Source organism: Paludisphaera soli, from assembly GCF_011064595.1.
GTDB lineage: Bacteria > Planctomycetota > Planctomycetia > Isosphaerales > Isosphaeraceae > Paludisphaera > Paludisphaera soli.
The window spans coordinates 120,538-137,160 of the sequence record NZ_JAALJI010000020.1 but is presented as its reverse complement, the minus strand read 5'-3'; the positions used below and the strand labels follow the sequence as shown (position 1 = coordinate 137,160).

The window sequence follows — 16,623 nt, the reverse complement described above, 5'->3', positions numbered from 1 at the left end:
GGCGCAAGCAGAAAGCCGGCCCGCGGGAGTCGCCGGGGCCGGCCTTGCGATCAGGTGGAGATTGTCCGGGGGCGAGGGCCGATCAGGGCCCAAGGCCGCCGTGGGTGCGGAACGGCGTCATGTGAGACGGCTGGTCGAGCAGCCAGAACCGCTCCCAGTCGTCGCCGCCCTGCCGGAGATTCTCGGACTCGTTGAGCAGCTGCTCGACTCGCCGCGGCTTGTACGCCGCGTAGCGCGGCAGCGGCACCGGCGCACATCCCTCGAATAGTGCGAGGGAGGCGACCAGGATGGCCAAGGCCGCCAAAAGTTTTCGCATGTCGGGCTCCTCCCGCCTTCGGTATCACGCGAATCGGTCGCGCCGCGCAGTCCTTGCACGGTTCCGATCCGTGGACTCATCACCGGGGCGTCCACCCTCGGCTCGAGCCGAAAATCCCGTTCGCTCAGGGGTCTCGGACGGTGTCCAGAGGACCGTCCTGGGCTCGTCGCCTCGGCCCCGAACCCCCATTTCGGCTTCGACTTCCGCGCCCTGACTCGGTTCGAGCTAGGGACGTTGAAAGTTGCGTCGGTCGGGATGAAGTCGCGGCGACTTCAGTCCTTGGCGTGACGCGCCTGGGATTCGGAGACCGGCTTGACAGGTCCGTTGCCTTCTAGATCGGCATCGGACGCGTCGTCCAACAGCGGAAGATCCTCGGGATTCATCTTTCGAACCAGTTCTTCCATTTCCTTGCCCGGCTTGAACGTGACCACGTTCTTGGACGGGACGTAGACCTTGTCGCCGGTCCGCGGATTGCGCGCCTTGCGAGGGGCCCGCCGTTTGACCTCGAAGACCCCGAAGTTCCGAAGCTCGATCCGCCCCTCCGTGACCAGGGTTCGGATGATCGCGTCCAACGTCCTCTGAACGATGTCCTTGGTCTTGAGCTGCGTCAGTCCGATGTCTTCGGAGATTTTCTTCACGATCTCTTTTTTCGTCACGGTGGCGATCTCCACGAAGGCGCGGGCGGCTCGCTTGGGGAGCTAGAACGTCTCAAATGTATTGGCCGCATGGACTAGTGTCAAGAAAAAACCCAACGGCGGGGCCTTCGCCCAGGGGCCGACCGGTCGCCGTTTCGGGGTGCGAGCCGGGATCGAACTCGAATCGGGGCAGTCAGCCCGCGGGCGGCGGGGCCGCGATGGCGCCGCGTTCCACGGCCGCCCGCAGGTGGCGATGCAGCGGCGCGTAGTCCCAGGGCCATTCCTCAGCGTCGACCAGGGCCTTGAGACGGCCCAGAAAGTGTTCGGTGAGTCGCGGGGCGTGCTCGTCGAAGACGGGGTCGCAGTAGTAGACGCGGCAGCCCAGCGGCCGGGCCTCCCGCGCGGTGCACCGCCCTTGAAGGTCCTGCCAGGGACAGGTGAGCCCCTCGTCGAGCGGCCGGACGGGGGGCGGCGCGTCGGCGATCAGGACGGCCGCCTCGGGCGCGGAGAGGAACAGGGTGTGGCCGTACTCCTCGAACCGGCAGCAGCGACCGCTGAGCTGACAGACCGGCCCGACTTCGGACACCTCGCCTTCGAGGTCCTTGTAGAGGATGGCCAGCGGGCCCCTCGCCTCGGCGGCGAGGTCCCGCCCGGGCTCCGCGGTCATGAGCGGACCATGCCGATCGACGTGATGATCTCCTCGGCCGAGTAATGCTTGCCCTTCCCGGAGCCGGGGCAGATCTCGGTCACCGCTTCCCAGTCCTCGGGCGATTCGACGTTCTCGGGCCAGAAGGGCCAGGTTCGGCACTGGACGGGGCGGGCCTCGTAGACGGTGCAGCCGGCCTCGCGATCCCAGAAGATGCAGTCGCCGCCCGGCCGCTCGATCAAGCTGTAGCGCCGTCCCACCTTGCGGACGAACCGGAGCGAGAACTCGTCGGGCGTCTCGCCGCGATGCCGGGCCAGCGCGGCGACCTCCTCGGCGTCCACCCAGACGTAGCCGGGCGCGCCGGTGCAGCAGGCCCCGCACTTGGTGCAGGAGAAGGATAGGCCGTCACGATACCAGGGCTGCGGGGCTCCACCGCTCATGTGTGATCCATCAAGGTTGATGCGTCGGCCGCTCCACGATGCACCCGAACAGTGTAACAACCGTCACCTCGGGCGGCAATTCGAGCGCTTCCAAGGGTAGGAAAAGCCTGGAGTTGTGATACGCTGAACGCCGCGGGCGGGAGTCGCGCGGGCGAACCCGTCCCGCTTCGGTCCTGACGGAGGAAGCGCCTCGTGTTCACATCCACCAGCCCGATCGAGCGGGTCGTCGTCACGCGGATCCAGATCCCGATGAAGTCCTCGTGGCCCGAGGCGGCGGTAGGAGCCGGGGTGAAGGACGCCGTGCTGGTGACCCTGGAGACCGCGAACGGGATCGCCCACGGCGAGGCCTCCCCTCCCCCGGGCGACGGGCCGGCCGTCGAGGCCTGCTGGACCGAGCTGACGGCATCGATCGCCCCACGCCTCCTCGGACTGACGGTCGACTGCACCGAGCGGATCGGCGAGGCCGCCGCGTCCTGGTCGGCCGGCCGGACGGCGACCGCCGGCGCCGAGACCGCCCTCTGGGACCTCCTCGGCCAGGAGCATCGGGTGACCGTGGCCCAGCTCCTCGGCGCGGACGAGGTCCAGATCGGGATGGGGGTCGAGTCGGGCCTGGCGCTGGGCATGTACCCGTCCGTCGTCGAGTTGCTCCAGGCGGTCGAGGCCCATCTGGTCGAGGGCTACCGACGGGTCAAGCTGCGGATCGGGCCCGGCCGCGACCTCGAAGTCGCGAAGGCGGTCCGCGCCCACTTCGCGGACGTGGAGCTGGCGGTCGACGGCGGCGGCGAGTACACCTCGGCCGACCTTCCCCTCTTCCGCGAGCTGGACGAGCTCGACCTGCTGATGATCGAGCAGCCCTTCGCCGCCGGGGACCTCGACGGCCTCGTCGAGCTCCAGGCCGCCCTTGCGACGCCCATCTGCCTCGACGAGACGGCCGTATCCTTCGAGGACACGGCCGAGGCCATCCGTCGGGGCGCGGGCCGGATCGTGAACCTCAAGATCCAGCGCACGGGGGGGCTCGGGCCGGCGCGGGCGATCCACGATCTCTGCTTCCAGCACGGCGTCGCCTGCTGGGTCGGCTCGTCCCCCGAGTTCGGGCTCGGCCAGGCCTACGGCGTCCACCTCGGGACGCTCGCCAACTGCAAGTACCCGACCGACCTCCAGCCCGCCGCTCGCTGGTTCGTCGACGATTACGTCGTACCGGCCTTCGAGATGGACTCGCCCGGCGTCTTCAAGGTCCCGGCACGGCCCGGGGTCGGCGTCCAGGTCGATCCCCAGAAGGTCCGCCGCTACCAGATCCGCCAGCAGGAATTCACGCGAGGCGGCCACGCCTGACCCCCGGGAGCCAAACGCCATGAAGCCGACCCGTCGCGAGTTCTTGGGATGGAGCGCCGTCGCCTGCCTGGCCTCGGGCGCCTCCGCGTCCGAGCCCGTCGTCGACTCGCACGTCCACATCTGGGACCTGGACAAGCTCCAGCCGCCCTGGCTCGCCGGATCGGGCGAATTGAACCGCAACGCCCGCGTGCGCGAGTACCGCGAGGCGGCGGCCGGCATCGACGTCGTGAAGGCGGTCTACCTGGAGATCGACGCCGCCCCCTCCCAGTTCCAGGACGAGGCCCGGCTGGCGATCGAACTCTGCCGCGACCCGAGCAACCCCTTCGCCGGTGCGGTGATCGGCGGCCGGCCCGCCGACGACGGCTTCTCGGCCTACATCGAGCCGCTCGCGAAGGACCCTGCCGTCAAGGGGGTTCGCCAGGTGCTCCACGGCGAGACCCCGGCCGGCACATGCATCCAGCCGGCGTTCATCCGGGGCGTTCGGCGGCTCGGCGAGCTGGGGCTCAGCTTCGACCTCTGCATGCGCCACGCCGACCTGCCCGACGCCGCGAAGCTCGTCGAGGCCGCGCCCGAGACGCCGTTCGTCCTCGACCATTGCGGCAACCCGCCCCTCTTCGACGACCTGACCGTCTGGAAACGCGACGTCGACCGGATCGCGGCGCTCCCCAACGTCGTCGGCAAGGTCTCGGGAATCATCGCCTCGGCCAAGGGGCGGTCCTGGAAGCCCGACGACCTCGCGCCTGTGGTGAATCACATGCTCGAAGCCTTCGGCCCCGATCGCGTCCTGTTCGGCGGCGACTGGCCGGTCTGTACGCTGGGTGCGCCGCTCAAGGAGTGGTTCGACGCGCTCGCCTTGATCGTCAAGGACCTGCCTGCCGATCGCCGTCGCAAGCTGTTCCACGACAACGCGGTCCGCGTCTATCGGCTGACCTGAAGGCCGAGCATCGACGGGCGAGGCGTCGGCCCATGACCCTGGAGAGGCTCGTCCAACTGATGATCGACGGCCCCGGTGCGGAAGGGCTGCTCGCCTATCTCCGTTCCGGCGGCTCCGTGAATGCGGTCGACCCGCGCTCCGGGATGCCGATCCTGCATCTGGCCTGCGAGCATCAGAATCTTGAGATGGCTCGGGCGTTGATCGAGGCCGGGGCCGACATCAACCTTCAGGACTCCTTCGGACAGTTGCCGCTGCATGTGGCCGTGGATATCGACATTGATTCGGTCGTCCAGAGTGGGAGCGGAGAGGACTTCCCTTTCGCGACGACCCGGCTCCTCCTCGATTTGGGCGCGGATCCTCAGGCAAGGGCCGGCGACGGGAGGACGCCCCGCGATTGGGCCGCGGCATGCGGCCCGGAGGCATTGAAGCGTTTTGATCTCGCCGTGCGGCAGACAAGAACCGGCTTGCCTTAGGATTCGAGGCTGCCGCGGAAGGTCCACAGGAGCGTCGGACGTCGTCCGGCCGTCGCCAACAACCCTGCCGGCCGTCCGATTCAACCGCCCAAACTCACCGATCGCCTCGCTCGCGAGCCTCGGGAACACCGCGTCGGGATCACGGGAGAGGCCCCCGATGCTTCCAGCTAGCCGCCGATCGAGTACATCGGCCGGTCGGGCTGGATGAAGCGGGCGGTGTTGATCTCGTGGCCTTCCCACTTGGCGGCCACGGAGGCGGCGACCGCCCGCTCGACTTCCTCGGCGGGGCCGCCCGACCGCAGCAACCCTTTCACGTCGGTCTCGTCGAGCGCGAAGAGGCAGTTGCGGAGCTTGCCGTCAGAGGTGAGCCGGAGCCGGTTGCAACTCAGGCAGAAGGGGCGGCTCACCGAGGCGATCAGGCCGACCCGACCGCCGCCGTCGAGGTAGTCGTAATCGAGCGCCGGGGCTCGGGGGTCGCGATCGGCGGACGGGGCCAGCGGGCCGACCTCGCTCGCCAGGACGTCCAGGATCTCCTGGGCGAAGACGACCTTCTCACGCTCCCACAGGTGGCCGGCGTCGAGCGGCATGTACTCGATGAACCGCATCTCCAGGGCGTGCTCGCGTGCGAATCGCGCCAGCGGCGCCACGTCTTCCTCGTTAAAGCCTCGGATGATGACGGCGTTCAGCTTCACCGGGTCGAAGCCCGCGCGCTTGGCCGCAAGCACCCCTTCGATCGCGTCTTCGAGCCCTTTCCGTCGGGAGAGCCGCTCGAACCGCGCGGGGTCGAGCGTGTCGAGGCTGACGTTGATCCGTTCCAGCCCGGCGTCGCGGAGCTTCGCGGCGACCGGGGCCAGGAGCATGCCGTTGGTCGTCAGGCCGACGTCGGCGACCCCCTCGATCGCGACCAGCATGCGGATCAGGACGTCGAGATCCTTGCGGAGCAACGGCTCGCCGCCGGTGAGGCGGATCTTGTCCACCCCCAGAGGGGCGACGATCCCGACGAACCGGGCGATCTCCTCGAAGCTGAGGAGCTGATCGCGGGGCATGAACTTCACCGTCTCCGGCATGCAGTAGACGCACCGGATGTTGCAGCGGTCGGTCACGCTGATGCGCAGGTTGTTGTGGACCCTGCCGAAGGAGTCCACCAGGCGGCCGGGCGTCGGGCTCATGGTCGGGCGGGTCTCGTGGACGTTGCGAGGGGGCATCGGCCCATTGTACCCGGAGAGCAAGCCGCTCGCCCGATCATTCGAGCCCGGGATGGACCCATTCCTCGCGGCCGTCCGCCCAGTTCTCGCGTTTCCAGATCGGGACCACGTCCTTGAGCGTGTCGATGAGCCACCGGCAGGCCTCGAACGAATCGCCGCGATGAGGGCAGCTCACGGCGACGACCACGCTCACGTCGCCGAGTTCCAGTCGTCCGACGCGATGGGCCAGCGCGACCTCGATCAGGGGCCAGCGGCGGCGGGCCTCGGCTTCCAGCTCGGCCAGCTTCTTCGCGGCCATCTCGGGGTAGGCCTCGTACTCCAGGGCCACGGTGCGACGGTCGCCGGTCATCTCGCGGACGGTGCCCAGGAACGTGCAGACCGCCCCGGCGTTGACGTGACGCACCCGCTCCGTGATCGCGGCGTGGTCCAGGGGCGATTCGGTGATCTCGACCATGAAGGAGCCTATCTGGATCCGTTTGGGTTCAGACCCCGCCGCCGCTGACGGGGGGGATCAGGGCCAGGGTCGCGCCGGGCGGCAGCACCGCGTCGTCCTCGGCGTACTCGTCGTCCACGGCGATCCGCACGCGGTCCGCGATCGAGCCCAGGGTCGGATGCTGCTCGACCAAGGCCCGCCGCAGGTCGGCGACCGTCGCCGGGTCGTCCAGGGCGACGACGACCTCGGGGCCCCCCGCGAGCTGGCGGGCGATCGCGAACAGTCGGACGGTCCTGGTCGCGGCGGACGAGCCTTGCAGCCGTTCCAGGTCTTGCGGCGTGTCCAGGTCGACGAGGACTGCGTCCGACTCGATCGGGACCTCGAAGACCTTCCAGGCGTGCTCGGCGATCAGGGCGTTGACGCCCACGTCGGGGGGGAGGTCGGCGACGGCCTCGGCGAGCTGCCAGGGGAGGACGATGGGGTGGCCGCGCCTCCCCTCGAACGTCGGCGCGACGATGCGACCTGGCGACTCGCGCCAGGCCGCGATGAGGCGTTCCACCACCGAGACGTCGAGACGCGGGCTGTCGGCCGGCGTCAGGACCACGGCGTCGGGGGGTTCGTCCGCCCAGCCCAGCTCGGCGACGGCCAGCTCGACCGAATCCCGCATGGTCGCGGGCCGCGAGTCGGGGACCAGCACGTCGGCCCCGGCTTCGAAGGCGGCCCGGGCGACCGCCGGCCCCTCGGGGGCCTCGGCCGGGGGGGCGACGACGACCACGGGCCGGGCGCCGGCGGCGACGAGCGCCTCGACGACCCTCGCGATCAACGGCCGCCCGCCGAACTCCAGGAGCAACTTGGGGCGTCCCATCCGCACGCTCGCCCCGGCGGCGGGGACGATGGCGGCGATCGTCGACGTCGGGCTCATCGCGCGAGGCTCTCCGCATCCGGGACGTAGGGGCCGGGAACCGGGGAGGCCCCGCCCCGTAGGACCACCCTATCGCAGATCCCCCGAGTCGACAATCGGCCGGCCGCCCGAACGCGCGTCGACATCGGGCCCTCGCCCCGCCTGCGAGGCCCCGCAGAAGACAGGCTTGTCGGTCAATTTGCGTCTCCATCCTACGAATGCATCGTATCTTCACCATGAGGGGACGTTGCGCGCGGACGACGAAGGCTGGGCGTCTGCGAGATCGCGAATTGCTCCGGAACCACGACGATGCGCGCCGAACGAACCCAATCCCTGGCCTCGAGTATCAAGGCTAAGCAGATAGACAATTTCGACTTGCGTCGATTGGCTTCGTTTCAAGGTCGTGCGAACGAACCCAATCCTGGTGGGCCAGGACCCCGACCTTCTGCTACGGATGGGGCCGGCCTTCGACGTGCAGGCTTGCTTTCATCCTTCGCGGCCCCGATCATCGACGCCCGATCGCCTCGACGCGCGTCCGGAGGGTTCCGGACGGCGGCCCAATCCCGGAGATTCCCGCGATGCCCCTGTCGGTGACGTGCTCCCAGTGCGGCAAGACCTACGTCCTCAAGGACGAGTTCGCCGGCAGGAAGATCCGATGCCCCGAGTGCGACAACGTCCAGGTCGTCCCCATCGAGGAGGTCGTCTACGTCACGGCCGAGCCGATCGACGAGGAGGCGGGCGAGCGAGCCGCGCTCCACCCGGCGTTCCAGCGCGACCGGTTCCTGATGCGTCAGAAGATGATGGCGATCTCGTCCAAGTACGTCATCAGCGACGAGGGGAAGCGGCCGATCCTCTACGTCGAGCGTCCCGCCCACTTCCTCAGGCAGGTGGGGGCCGCCCTCGGAGCGGTCCTGGCCTTCTTCGTCTCGGCGATCCTCGTCGGGATCCTGGCCGTCGCCCTCCACGATGCGACCGGGATCGAGTGGGTCGGTCCCTTGGTCGGCGTGATCGGAGGCGTCCTCACGATCCTCGTGACGATCGTCGCGGCGGTGAAGCTGTCGCCCAAGCGTCACGTCCACTTCTACGCCGACGAGACCAAGGAGGAGCCCCTGCTGGACGCCCTCCAGGACCACAAGTTCGAGCTATTCACCACCACGTTCACGATTCAGCGGCCCGACGGCAAGGTCCTGGCCCGGATCCGCAAGAACCAGCTCTCGAACATCCTCCGCAAGAAGTGGGTCGTCGCCGACGCCGAGGGCCACCCCCTCTTCATCGCCCGCGAGGACTCGCTGATCCTCTCGCTCCTCAGGCGATTCCTGGGTCCTCTCTTCGGGGCTCTGCGGACGAACTTCATCTTCGTGACCAGGACGCCCGACGGCGAGGAGCAAGTCCGGGGCGAGTTCAATCGCAAGTTCACGATCGTCGACAGCTACGTGCTGGACATGTCGCGCGACCGCCCCCCCCAGATCGACCGCCGGATCGGGATCGCGCTGGGCGTGCTGCTCGACACCGGCGAGCGACGCTGACGACGAACTGCAAAGAGGACTCGCCGATGCCGCCCGACGACGCGACCGAAGCCACCGAGCGGCCCCTCGATCCGCAGCCGCCGCCCGAGCTTTTCCCGCAAGTCGAGGACTTGCCCGCCCCTGTCGAGGAGGACGAGGACGAGGGCGAGATCCTCACCATCGGCGACGACATGATCCACAAGGAGCGGGTCGACCTCGAGGCGGGGATGAGCCCGTTCCCTCCCGTGACGATCCTGCTGATCCTGGCCTGCACCATCCTGTATGTGAGGCAGGTCCTGGTCGGGGGCCTGGATGGGCTCGACGAGGTCCTCGCCACCGGGGCGATGCAGCGCGACGCCGTCCTCGACGGCGAGGCCTGGCGGCTGATCTCCGGGGGATTCCTGCATGGGAGCGCCGACCACCTGATCGGCAACATGGTCATGCTGTTCATCCTGGGCATGGCCTGCGAGCACGCCTTCGGCTGGCGGTCGTTCCTGTTCCTGTACACGGCCTGCTGCATCACCGGCTCGCTGTTCACCATGACCGGCCCGATCCCGACCGTCGGGGCCTCGGGGGCGATCTTCGGCCTGGGCGGGGCCGTCATCGGCCTGGCCTTCGCCCATCGCGACTCGATCGAGCTACGCGACCGCCGCGTCGGGATCGTGCTGGCGATCTGGGCGGCCTACACGCTGGGCCTGGGGCTGCTGACCCCGATGGTCTCCAACTCATGCCACCTGGGGGGCTTGCTCGGCGGCCTGGCTCTCGGCGCGACGCTGCCGCCGGCGATCCTCGGCGATCGTCGCGAGCACGCGCGATCGACCTCGACCCGCCTCCAGGCGCTGACGGCCGTCGTCGCGCTCGCCTGGACCTCGCTCCTCTTCCTGCCCAGACTCTGGTGAATCCCCGAAGCCCGACAGGAGCCGATCGACCGATGAGACGCCTCGCCCAGGCCGCTTTCACGTCCGCCGTCCTCGCGTCCCTCGCCCTCGGACTCGCCTCGGCGGCTCGCGGCGAGGAGCCGAATCGCGAAAAGGTCTTCGTCGGCTATCTCAACGGCTCGCCACGGAACCTGAACTACAAGCTCTACACCCACATCTGCCACGCCTTTTTGACAGCCGGCCCCGACGGCAAGCTCAACCCGAACCGCTCCGTGCCGAGCCGGGCGCTGACCGCCGAGGCTCACGCGGCCGGGGTGAAGGTGCTGATCTCGCTGGGCGGATGGGGTTGGGACGACCAGTTCCGCGCCATCGTCGCCGACCGCGAGGCGGAGGCCCGCTACGTTGAGGCCGTCGTCAGGATGGTCGACGAGAACGACTACGACGGCATCGACCTGGACTGGGAATACCCGGACCGCGACGACGAGGTCCCGGGCTTCGAGCGGCTGACCCGGACCTTCCGCGAGCGGCTCGACGCGATCGGCCGGGCCAAGGGCCGGAGGATGTTCGTCACCATGGCCGCCTCGTCCAACTACGGCACCTTCAGCCGCCTGGACACGGCCTTCCTGGTCGAGACGATGGACTGGATCAACGTCATGACCTACGACTACGCCGGCGACTGGTCGTCCCGCGCGGGTCACAACTCACCCCTGTTCGCCTCGTCGAAGGACGGGCCGAACGGCGGATCGACCGAGCGGTCCATGCTCGGCTTCCTGGAGAAGCGCGGCGTTCCCGCCGACCGCCTCGCCGTCGGACTGGCCCTTTACGGCCGCGGCTTCCACGTCCGCGAACCCTATACGTCGACCAAGGGCCTCGCCCGGAAGTCCTTCGAGGTCAGCTACAAGGACACCGCGAAGCGGCTCGCCGAGGGTTGGAAACGGTCGCTGGACGAGGAGACGAAGGTCCCCTGGCTGACCTCGCCCGACGACTCGATGGTCGTTGGATACGACGACGCCGAATCGATCCGGCTCAAGACCGAATGGGCTCTCGCCAACGGCTTCCGGGGCGTCTTCTTCTGGCAGGTCGACGGCGACCGGATGCCGGACGGCTCCAACCCGCTCCAGGCGGCCGCGAAGGCGGCGTGCAACGCGGCGCGATGAATGGCGAGTCCGCGACTCAGCCCGGGAACCAGACGACCCTGCCCGGGAGGACGGCGACCGCCACCCGCTGACCCGGGGCGAGGACCATTCCCCCTTCGACGCGGGCCAGCGCGGGGATTCCGGCGACGTCGAGCATCACGATCAGGGCGTCCCCATGGTCCTCGGTCCTACGGACCGTCGCGGTGAGTCGGCCTTCGGACCCGGCGAGGGCCGGGTCGTCGTGCGTGTCGATCCTCAGGTGCTCCGGCCTGACGCCCATTAGGACCCGTCGACGCTCGCCCACGGCGAGCCCCGGGGGGGTGTCCTCAGCGGCCGCCCCGAGGATCTTCCCGGAATCCAAGATGCATCGAGCCCGCCCGTCGTCGGCCCAGGATACTTCTCCGGGGATCAGGTTCATGGGGGGGCTGCCCACGAATCGGGCCGCGAACGGGGTGGCGGGCCGGTCGTAAACCTCGCGGGGGCTGCCCACCTGGACGAGACGACCGCGGTCCAGGATCGCCACGCGCTCGCCCAGGGCGAGGGCCTCCCCTTGATCATGGGTGACGTGGATCAGGGTCGAACGGAAACGCTCGTGCAGTTCCACGAGGTCGCGACGGAGGGCCGTGCGAAGCGGCAGGTCGAGGCTGGAGAACGGCTCATCAAGCAGCAGCACGGCGGGCCGGCGGGCGATCGCCCGACCGATGGCCGCGCGCTGACGCTCGCCCCCGGACAGGGTCCCCGGCGAACGGCCGAGCAGGTCGCGAAGGCCCAGCAGTTCGGCCACCTCCTCGACGCGGCGGCGACGCTCCGCCCGCTGGACGCCCCGCGCCCGGAGGCCGAACTCCACGTTTCCGGTCACGTCGAGATGGGGGTGCAAGGTCGGGTTCTGGAAGACCATGCCGACGTCGCGGCGATGCGCCGGCACGTCGTCGACTTGCTTGCCGTCAAACCAGATCTCGCCCCCCGTCGGCCGGTCGAGCCCGGCGAGCAGCCGCAGGAGCGTCGATTTCCCCGAGCCCGAGGGGCCGAGCACCGCGAGCCGCTCCCCCGAGGGGATCGACAGGTCCAGCCCGTCCAGCGCCGGGGCATCGGGCCCGAATCGTCTCGAGACCCCACGAAGCGCGATCGATGCCATGGAATAACCCGCCCGGCGCCGCCCCGTCCCGCATGCTGTCCAACAATTGTTGCTTGCCGGTTCGGCGGTCGTTCCGCACAATACCATCGTGTCCCGCGAAAGTCCGCGCCTGCATCGTACGGGAGGATAGAGCGTCATGCGTTCGCCTTGCCCCGGCCCCCGGATCGCGAACCCGCGACGCCTCGCCGCGTACGCGACGGCCTGGCTCGCCCTCGTCGCCGCCGGCGTCGCCGCGCCAGGGGACGAGCCCAAGGGCGAAACGGACGCCCCGGCCCCCGCCCCGCTCGCGAAGTTGGAGAAGTTCTCCGCCGACCAGCGCGAGCACTGGGCGTACCTTCCGCTGGAGCCCGGCGAGCCGCCCGAGGTGAAAGAAGCCGATTGGGTCAAGAATCCCATCGACCGCTACATCCTCGCCGACCTGGAGACGGTCGAGCTGCCGCACTCGCCCGAGGCCGACCGCACCGCCCTGCTCCGCCGCGTGACGTTCGACCTGACCGGCCTCCCACCCACGCCCGACGAGCTCGCCGCCTTCCTGGGGGACGACCGCGCGGACGCCTATGAGCGGCTCGTCGACCGGCTGCTGGAGAGCCCCCGCTTCGGCGAGCGTTGGGCCCAGCACTGGCTGGACCTGGCCCATTACGCGGACACCAACGGTTTCGAGCTGGACGCCGAGCGCCCCGACGCCTGGCGCTACCGCGACTGGGTCATCGCGGCGTTCAACGCCGACATGCCTTACGACCGCTTCATCGCCCTCCAGGTCGCCGGCGACGAGATCGCCCGGGGGGACCGAGACGCCCTCATCGCCACGGGCTTCTGCCGCTCCGGCCCACGCGAAGTCGTCGGCGGGAACGTCATCCCCGAGGTCAAGCGTCAGAACGAACTGACGGAGATCACGGCCACGGTCGGCTCGGTCTTCCTCGGCCTGACCATCGGCTGCGCCCGCTGCCACGACCACAAGTTCGACGCCATCCCCACCACCGACTACTACAGGCTCCAGGCCTTCTTCGCCGCGAGCGAGCTGACCGAGCCCTCCCTCGCCGACCAGGCCGAGGTCGAGGCCTTCGAGGCCGCGAAGAAGGCGATCGACGAGAAGTGCGCACCTCTCAAGCAGGAGATGGCCGCCCTTGAAGGCCCGTACCGCGAGGCCATCGCCGCCGAGCGTCAGGCCATGCTCTCCGCCGAGGAACGCGCCTTGCTGGCGATCCCCGAGAAGGAGCGGACGCCCGAGCAGACCCGGATCGCCAACGGCCTGGCGAACTCGATCCGCGTGACCTGGGAGGACGTCGCCGAGGCCGTCGCCCGCAACGCCGACGACCACGCCCGCCGCGAGTCCCTCAAGATCCAGATCCACGAGATCGCCAAGACCCTCCCCCGGCCTCCCGCCCATGCGATGGCATTGACCGACGGCTCGGACGCGGCGCCGGAGAGCTTCGTGCACCGTCGCGGCGACCCCATGAGCAAGGGGCCCCGCGTCGAGCCCCGACCGCCGGGCGTCATCCTGGCGTCGCAGAGAGCCGGGGCTTTCACGGACGAGTCGATCCGGGCCGAACGAGGCTCGACAGGACGACGCGCCGCACTCGCCCGATGGCTGGCCGACTCGGGCAATCCGCTCGTCGCGCGGGTGATCGTGAACCGCCTCTGGCAGGGCCATTTCGGCCGCGGGCTGGTCTCTACCCCCAGCGACTTCGGCGTCCGGGGCGAGCCCCCCTCGCACCCCGAGCTGCTGGACTGGCTGGCCGAGCGGCTGATCGCCGGCGGCTGGCGGCTCAAGCCGATCCATCGCCTGATGGTCGAGTCCGCCGCCTACCGCCAGTCGAGTCGCCCGATCGCGAAGCTGACGGAGCTGGACGAGGAGAACTCCCTGCTCGGCCGCATGAACCGCCGCCGCCTGGACGCCGAGGGCCTGCGCGACGCCCTGCTCGCCGTCTCGGGCGAGCTGAACCTTAAGTCGGGCGGGCCGGGCGTGCTCGCCCCGCTGGAGAAGGAGATCAAGGACCTGATCTTCACCGAGGCCGAGGAGGTCGACCTCTGGCCGATCGACCCCGACCCGGCCGAGCATCGCCGCCGCTCTATCTACCTTTTCAAGAAGCGGAACGTCCGCTACCCGCTCCTGGAGTCGTTCGACGCGCCCGACAACCAGACGGCCTGCCCCCGCCGCGAGACCAGCACCCACGCCCTCCAGGCGCTGAATCTCCTGAACGGCGACCTGGCCCTCGAACGGGCCCACGCCCTGGCCGAGCGGGTGCTCCGCGAAGCCGAGCCCGACATGGCCTCGCGCGTCCGCAGGGCCTACTCCCTCGTCCTCGCACGCCCCCCCGCCGAGGACGAAGTGGCCCTCGCCGCGAGCTTCCTGGACGACCAGCGCGCGGCTCATGGTGAGGCCGCCGCCTGGGACGACCTCGCCATGGCCCTCATCAACAGCAACGAGTTCCTGTACATCCCATGAGGGTCCGCCCCATGTCCGTCGAGATCGACGCCGACATCACGACCTTCCAGGACGTCATCGACCGCCTGGGCGGCGTCCCCGCATCGCGCATCCTGCTCCGGCCCGCGCCGGGCGAGGCCACAGAGGCGGACGCGATCCGGATCCACGAGAAGAAGCGCGTCCTCTGCGAGCTGGTCGACGGCGTGCTGGTGGAGAAGGGCATGGGATACGTCGAGTCGATGCTGGCGATCTTCCTTGCCGGGCTCCTCCAGCGATTCGTGGACGAGCATAACCTGGGTGTGGTCACGGGGGCGGACGGCCTGATCCGACTCTTCCCGGGGATGATGCGGGCGCCGGACATCGCCTTCGCCTCCTGGGATCGAATCCCCGAGTCCACCCTCTCCCGGCAGACGAGCGTCCCCGACATCGCTCCGGAACTGGCCGTGGAGATCCTCAGCCGCAGCAACACCGACCGCGAAATGGAGCGAAAGCGGGACGATTACTTCAACGCCGGGGTCCTCGTCGTCTGGGAGGTGGACCCGCGTTCCAGGACGCTCGTAGTCCATCGACGCGACATGGAGCCGCGGACGCTCGGCGAATCCGACAGCTTGTCTGAGCCGGAGCTCCTGCCGGGCTTCGAGCTTCCGCTCCAGGAGCTTTTTGGAAAGCTCGATCGCAAGCGAGGGCCCGCCTGAAGCCGCCTTCGCGGTCCGTCGACGTTCACCGGCTCGAACCCTCCGAAGAAAGGCCTTCATCCATGCCCAGCCACGCGAACCAGTGCCCCGGGCCCTCCGCGACGCCGCCGGGCTTCGATCCGCTGAACCGCCGCCAGTGGCTGAAGCGGACCGGGAACGGATTCGGCCTGCTGGCGCTGGCGTCGCTGCTGGAGCGGTCGACGAAGGCCGACGGCTCGGCGAACCCGCTGGCGGCGAAGGCCGGGCATCATCCGGCCACGGCCAAGCGCTGCATCTTCCTCTTCATGACCGGCGGCCCGAGCCAGATGGACCTGTTCGACCCCAAGCCGCTGCTGGCGAAGCTGGACGGCCAGCCGCTGCCCCCCAGCTTCGGCAAGATCCACAGCCAGTTCCTGGAGAACGACCCGCTCTGCCTGGCCTCGAAGCGGAAATGGGGACGCTACGGCCAGTCCGGGATGGACATGTCCGACCTCGTCCCCGGCCTCCACAAGCACGCCGACGACATCGCCCTGATCCGCTCGTGCGTGGCCGACAGCGTGATCCACGCCCCGGCCATGTACCAGATGATGACCGGGCGGGTGTTGATGGGTTATCCCAGCCTCGGGAGCTGGGTGACCTACGGCCTGGGCTCCGAGAGCGACGACCTGCCGTCGTACGTCGTCATGACCCAGCCCGAGGGGACTCCCGAAGGGGGCGCGCCTTGCTGGGGCGCGGGATTCCTGCCCGCCCACCATCAGGGGACCCTCTTCCGCAGCGGCCCGGCCCCGATCGTCAACCTCAAGCCCTCGCGCGGGTCCGACGCCTCGCGGCAGCGTCGCGTGCTCGACCTGCTGCGCGACATGAACGAGCGGGACCTGGACCCGGCGGACTCCGAGCTATCCGCCCGGATCGCATCGTACGAGCTGGCGTATCGGATGCAGAGCGCCGCCCCCGAGGCCGTGGACCTGGCGACGGAGTCGCCGCGGACCCGGGCGATGTACGGGCTCGACGACGCCCGCACGGCTGAGTTCGGCACGCGTTGCCTCCTGGCCCGCCGGCTGGTCGAGCGCGGGGTGCGGTTCGTGCAGCTCTATTCGGGCGGCGGGCCGGTGGCGATGCAGTGGGACGCCCACGACGACATCGACGCCAATCACGAGAAGATGTGCGGCCTGACCGATCAGCCCGTCGCCGCCCTGCTGACCGACCTCAAGCAGCGCGGGCTGCTCGACGAGACGCTCGTCGTCTGGGGGGGCGAGTTCGGCCGGACCCCGGTCCGCCAGGGGGGCGGTCGGGGCCGCGACCACAACGCCACCGGCTTCACCATGTGGATGGCGGGCGGCGGCGTGAAGGGGGGGACGATCCTCGGGGAGACCGACGAGATCGGCCTCAATCAGATCGCCGACCGCGCCCACATCAACGACCTCCACGCGACGATCCTCCACCTGATGGGGATCGATCACCTGAAGCTGACGCACCTGCACAGCGGCCGGGACGAAAGGCTCACCGACGTCGCCGGCCGGGTCCTAACGAAGTTGATCGCCTGATCCCGGCCGGC

The 16,623-nt window shown here is 69.4% G+C and carries 17 protein-coding genes; 9 read left to right on the top strand and 8 right to left on the bottom strand.

What is annotated here, in order from left to right; translation table 11 throughout:
* Nucleotides 1–82: 82 nt before the first annotated feature.
* From G6O68_RS22280 to G6O68_RS22265, 4 genes are all read right to left on the bottom strand, one after another.
* On the bottom strand, nucleotides 83–247 hold the full coding sequence (locus tag G6O68_RS22280) for a hypothetical protein (RefSeq protein WP_240911445.1): 165 nt from the start codon (nucleotides 245–247) through the stop codon (nucleotides 83–85).
* 341 nt (nucleotides 248–588) lie between these two features.
* Entirely contained in the window at nucleotides 589–972 is a 384-nt protein-coding gene (locus G6O68_RS22275) for an HU family DNA-binding protein (RefSeq protein ID WP_165250861.1), read from the bottom strand.
* Between the two features lie 172 nt (nucleotides 973–1,144).
* Nucleotides 1,145–1,618: a hypothetical protein gene (locus G6O68_RS22270; RefSeq protein WP_206108182.1), complete on the bottom strand. Its 474-nt coding sequence runs from the start codon at nucleotides 1,616–1,618 to the stop codon at nucleotides 1,145–1,147.
* Entirely contained in the window at nucleotides 1,615–2,037 is a 423-nt protein-coding gene (locus G6O68_RS22265; protein ID WP_165250850.1) for a YkgJ family cysteine cluster protein, read from the bottom strand. Before G6O68_RS22265 ends, G6O68_RS22270 begins: the two co-directional genes overlap by 4 nt.
* A gap of 192 nt (nucleotides 2,038–2,229) precedes the next feature.
* Here G6O68_RS22265 and G6O68_RS22260 point away from each other — a divergent pair, with 192 nt between their 5' ends.
* Genes G6O68_RS22260 through G6O68_RS22250 form a run of 3 tightly spaced genes read left to right on the top strand, consistent with a single transcriptional unit; the run spans nucleotide 2,230 to nucleotide 4,776 of the window.
* Nucleotides 2,230–3,369, top strand: coding sequence for an enolase C-terminal domain-like protein (locus tag G6O68_RS22260; RefSeq protein WP_240911443.1), 1,140 nt, complete (start codon nucleotides 2,230–2,232; stop codon nucleotides 3,367–3,369).
* Between the two features lie 19 nt (nucleotides 3,370–3,388).
* Nucleotides 3,389–4,303 (top strand): amidohydrolase family protein, encoded by a 915-nt coding sequence (locus G6O68_RS22255; RefSeq protein WP_165250849.1) that lies wholly within the window; start codon nucleotides 3,389–3,391, stop codon nucleotides 4,301–4,303.
* Between the two features lie 32 nt (nucleotides 4,304–4,335).
* On the top strand, nucleotides 4,336–4,776 hold the full coding sequence (locus tag G6O68_RS22250) for an ankyrin repeat domain-containing protein (RefSeq protein ID WP_165250848.1): 441 nt from the start codon (nucleotides 4,336–4,338) through the stop codon (nucleotides 4,774–4,776).
* Between the two features lie 167 nt (nucleotides 4,777–4,943).
* Here the strand turns inward: G6O68_RS22250 and moaA are convergent, their stop codons facing one another.
* The 3 genes from moaA to G6O68_RS22235 all read right to left on the bottom strand — a co-directional run bounded on the left by moaA (nucleotide 4,944) and on the right by G6O68_RS22235 (nucleotide 7,336).
* Nucleotides 4,944–5,945 carry a GTP 3',8-cyclase MoaA gene (gene moaA / locus G6O68_RS22245; protein WP_165250847.1) on the bottom strand — a complete coding sequence of 334 codons (1,002 nt, stop codon included), beginning with the start codon at nucleotides 5,943–5,945 and terminating at the stop codon, nucleotides 4,944–4,946.
* A gap of 73 nt (nucleotides 5,946–6,018) precedes the next feature.
* A complete protein-coding gene (locus G6O68_RS22240) occupies nucleotides 6,019–6,435 on the bottom strand; it encodes a molybdenum cofactor biosynthesis protein MoaE (protein WP_165250846.1) in 417 nt (138 codons plus the stop codon).
* A gap of 28 nt (nucleotides 6,436–6,463) precedes the next feature.
* Complete coding sequence (locus G6O68_RS22235) at nucleotides 6,464–7,336, bottom strand: NTP transferase domain-containing protein (protein ID WP_165250845.1); 873 nt, start codon at nucleotides 7,334–7,336, stop codon at nucleotides 6,464–6,466.
* A 557-nt stretch (nucleotides 7,337–7,893) separates the two neighbouring features.
* Here G6O68_RS22235 and G6O68_RS22230 point away from each other — a divergent pair.
* From G6O68_RS22230 to G6O68_RS22220, 3 genes are read left to right on the top strand one after another with little or no spacing between them, the layout of a single operon-like run.
* Nucleotides 7,894–8,841, top strand: coding sequence for a hypothetical protein (locus G6O68_RS22230; RefSeq protein ID WP_165250844.1), 948 nt, complete (start codon nucleotides 7,894–7,896; stop codon nucleotides 8,839–8,841).
* Between the two features lie 26 nt (nucleotides 8,842–8,867).
* The gene (locus tag G6O68_RS22225) at nucleotides 8,868–9,719 is read left to right on the top strand and encodes a rhomboid family intramembrane serine protease (protein ID WP_165250843.1); all 852 of its coding nucleotides are present in this window, start codon (nucleotides 8,868–8,870) and stop codon (nucleotides 9,717–9,719) included.
* Between the two features lie 32 nt (nucleotides 9,720–9,751).
* Nucleotides 9,752–10,855 carry a glycoside hydrolase family 18 protein gene (locus G6O68_RS22220; protein ID WP_165250842.1) on the top strand — a complete coding sequence of 368 codons (1,104 nt, stop codon included), beginning with the start codon at nucleotides 9,752–9,754 and terminating at the stop codon, nucleotides 10,853–10,855.
* 16 nt (nucleotides 10,856–10,871) lie between these two features.
* On the opposite strand, the gene G6O68_RS22215 is transcribed toward G6O68_RS22220, so the two are convergent.
* Entirely contained in the window at nucleotides 10,872–11,969 is a 1,098-nt protein-coding gene (locus tag G6O68_RS22215) for an ABC transporter ATP-binding protein (protein WP_165250841.1), read from the bottom strand.
* 136 nt (nucleotides 11,970–12,105) lie between these two features.
* On the opposite strand from G6O68_RS22215, the gene G6O68_RS22210 reads away from it, so the two are divergent.
* From G6O68_RS22210 to G6O68_RS22200, 3 genes are all read left to right on the top strand, one after another.
* The gene (locus G6O68_RS22210; RefSeq protein ID WP_165250840.1) at nucleotides 12,106–14,415 is read left to right on the top strand and encodes a DUF1549 and DUF1553 domain-containing protein; all 2,310 of its coding nucleotides are present in this window, start codon (nucleotides 12,106–12,108) and stop codon (nucleotides 14,413–14,415) included.
* An 11-nt stretch (nucleotides 14,416–14,426) separates the two neighbouring features.
* A complete protein-coding gene (locus G6O68_RS22205) occupies nucleotides 14,427–15,089 on the top strand; it encodes a Uma2 family endonuclease (protein ID WP_165250839.1) in 663 nt (220 codons plus the stop codon).
* Nucleotides 15,090–15,151: 62 nt separating this feature from the next.
* The gene (locus G6O68_RS22200) at nucleotides 15,152–16,612 is read left to right on the top strand and encodes a DUF1501 domain-containing protein (RefSeq protein WP_165250838.1); all 1,461 of its coding nucleotides are present in this window, start codon (nucleotides 15,152–15,154) and stop codon (nucleotides 16,610–16,612) included.
* The last annotated feature ends 11 nt before the right edge of the window (nucleotides 16,613–16,623 follow it).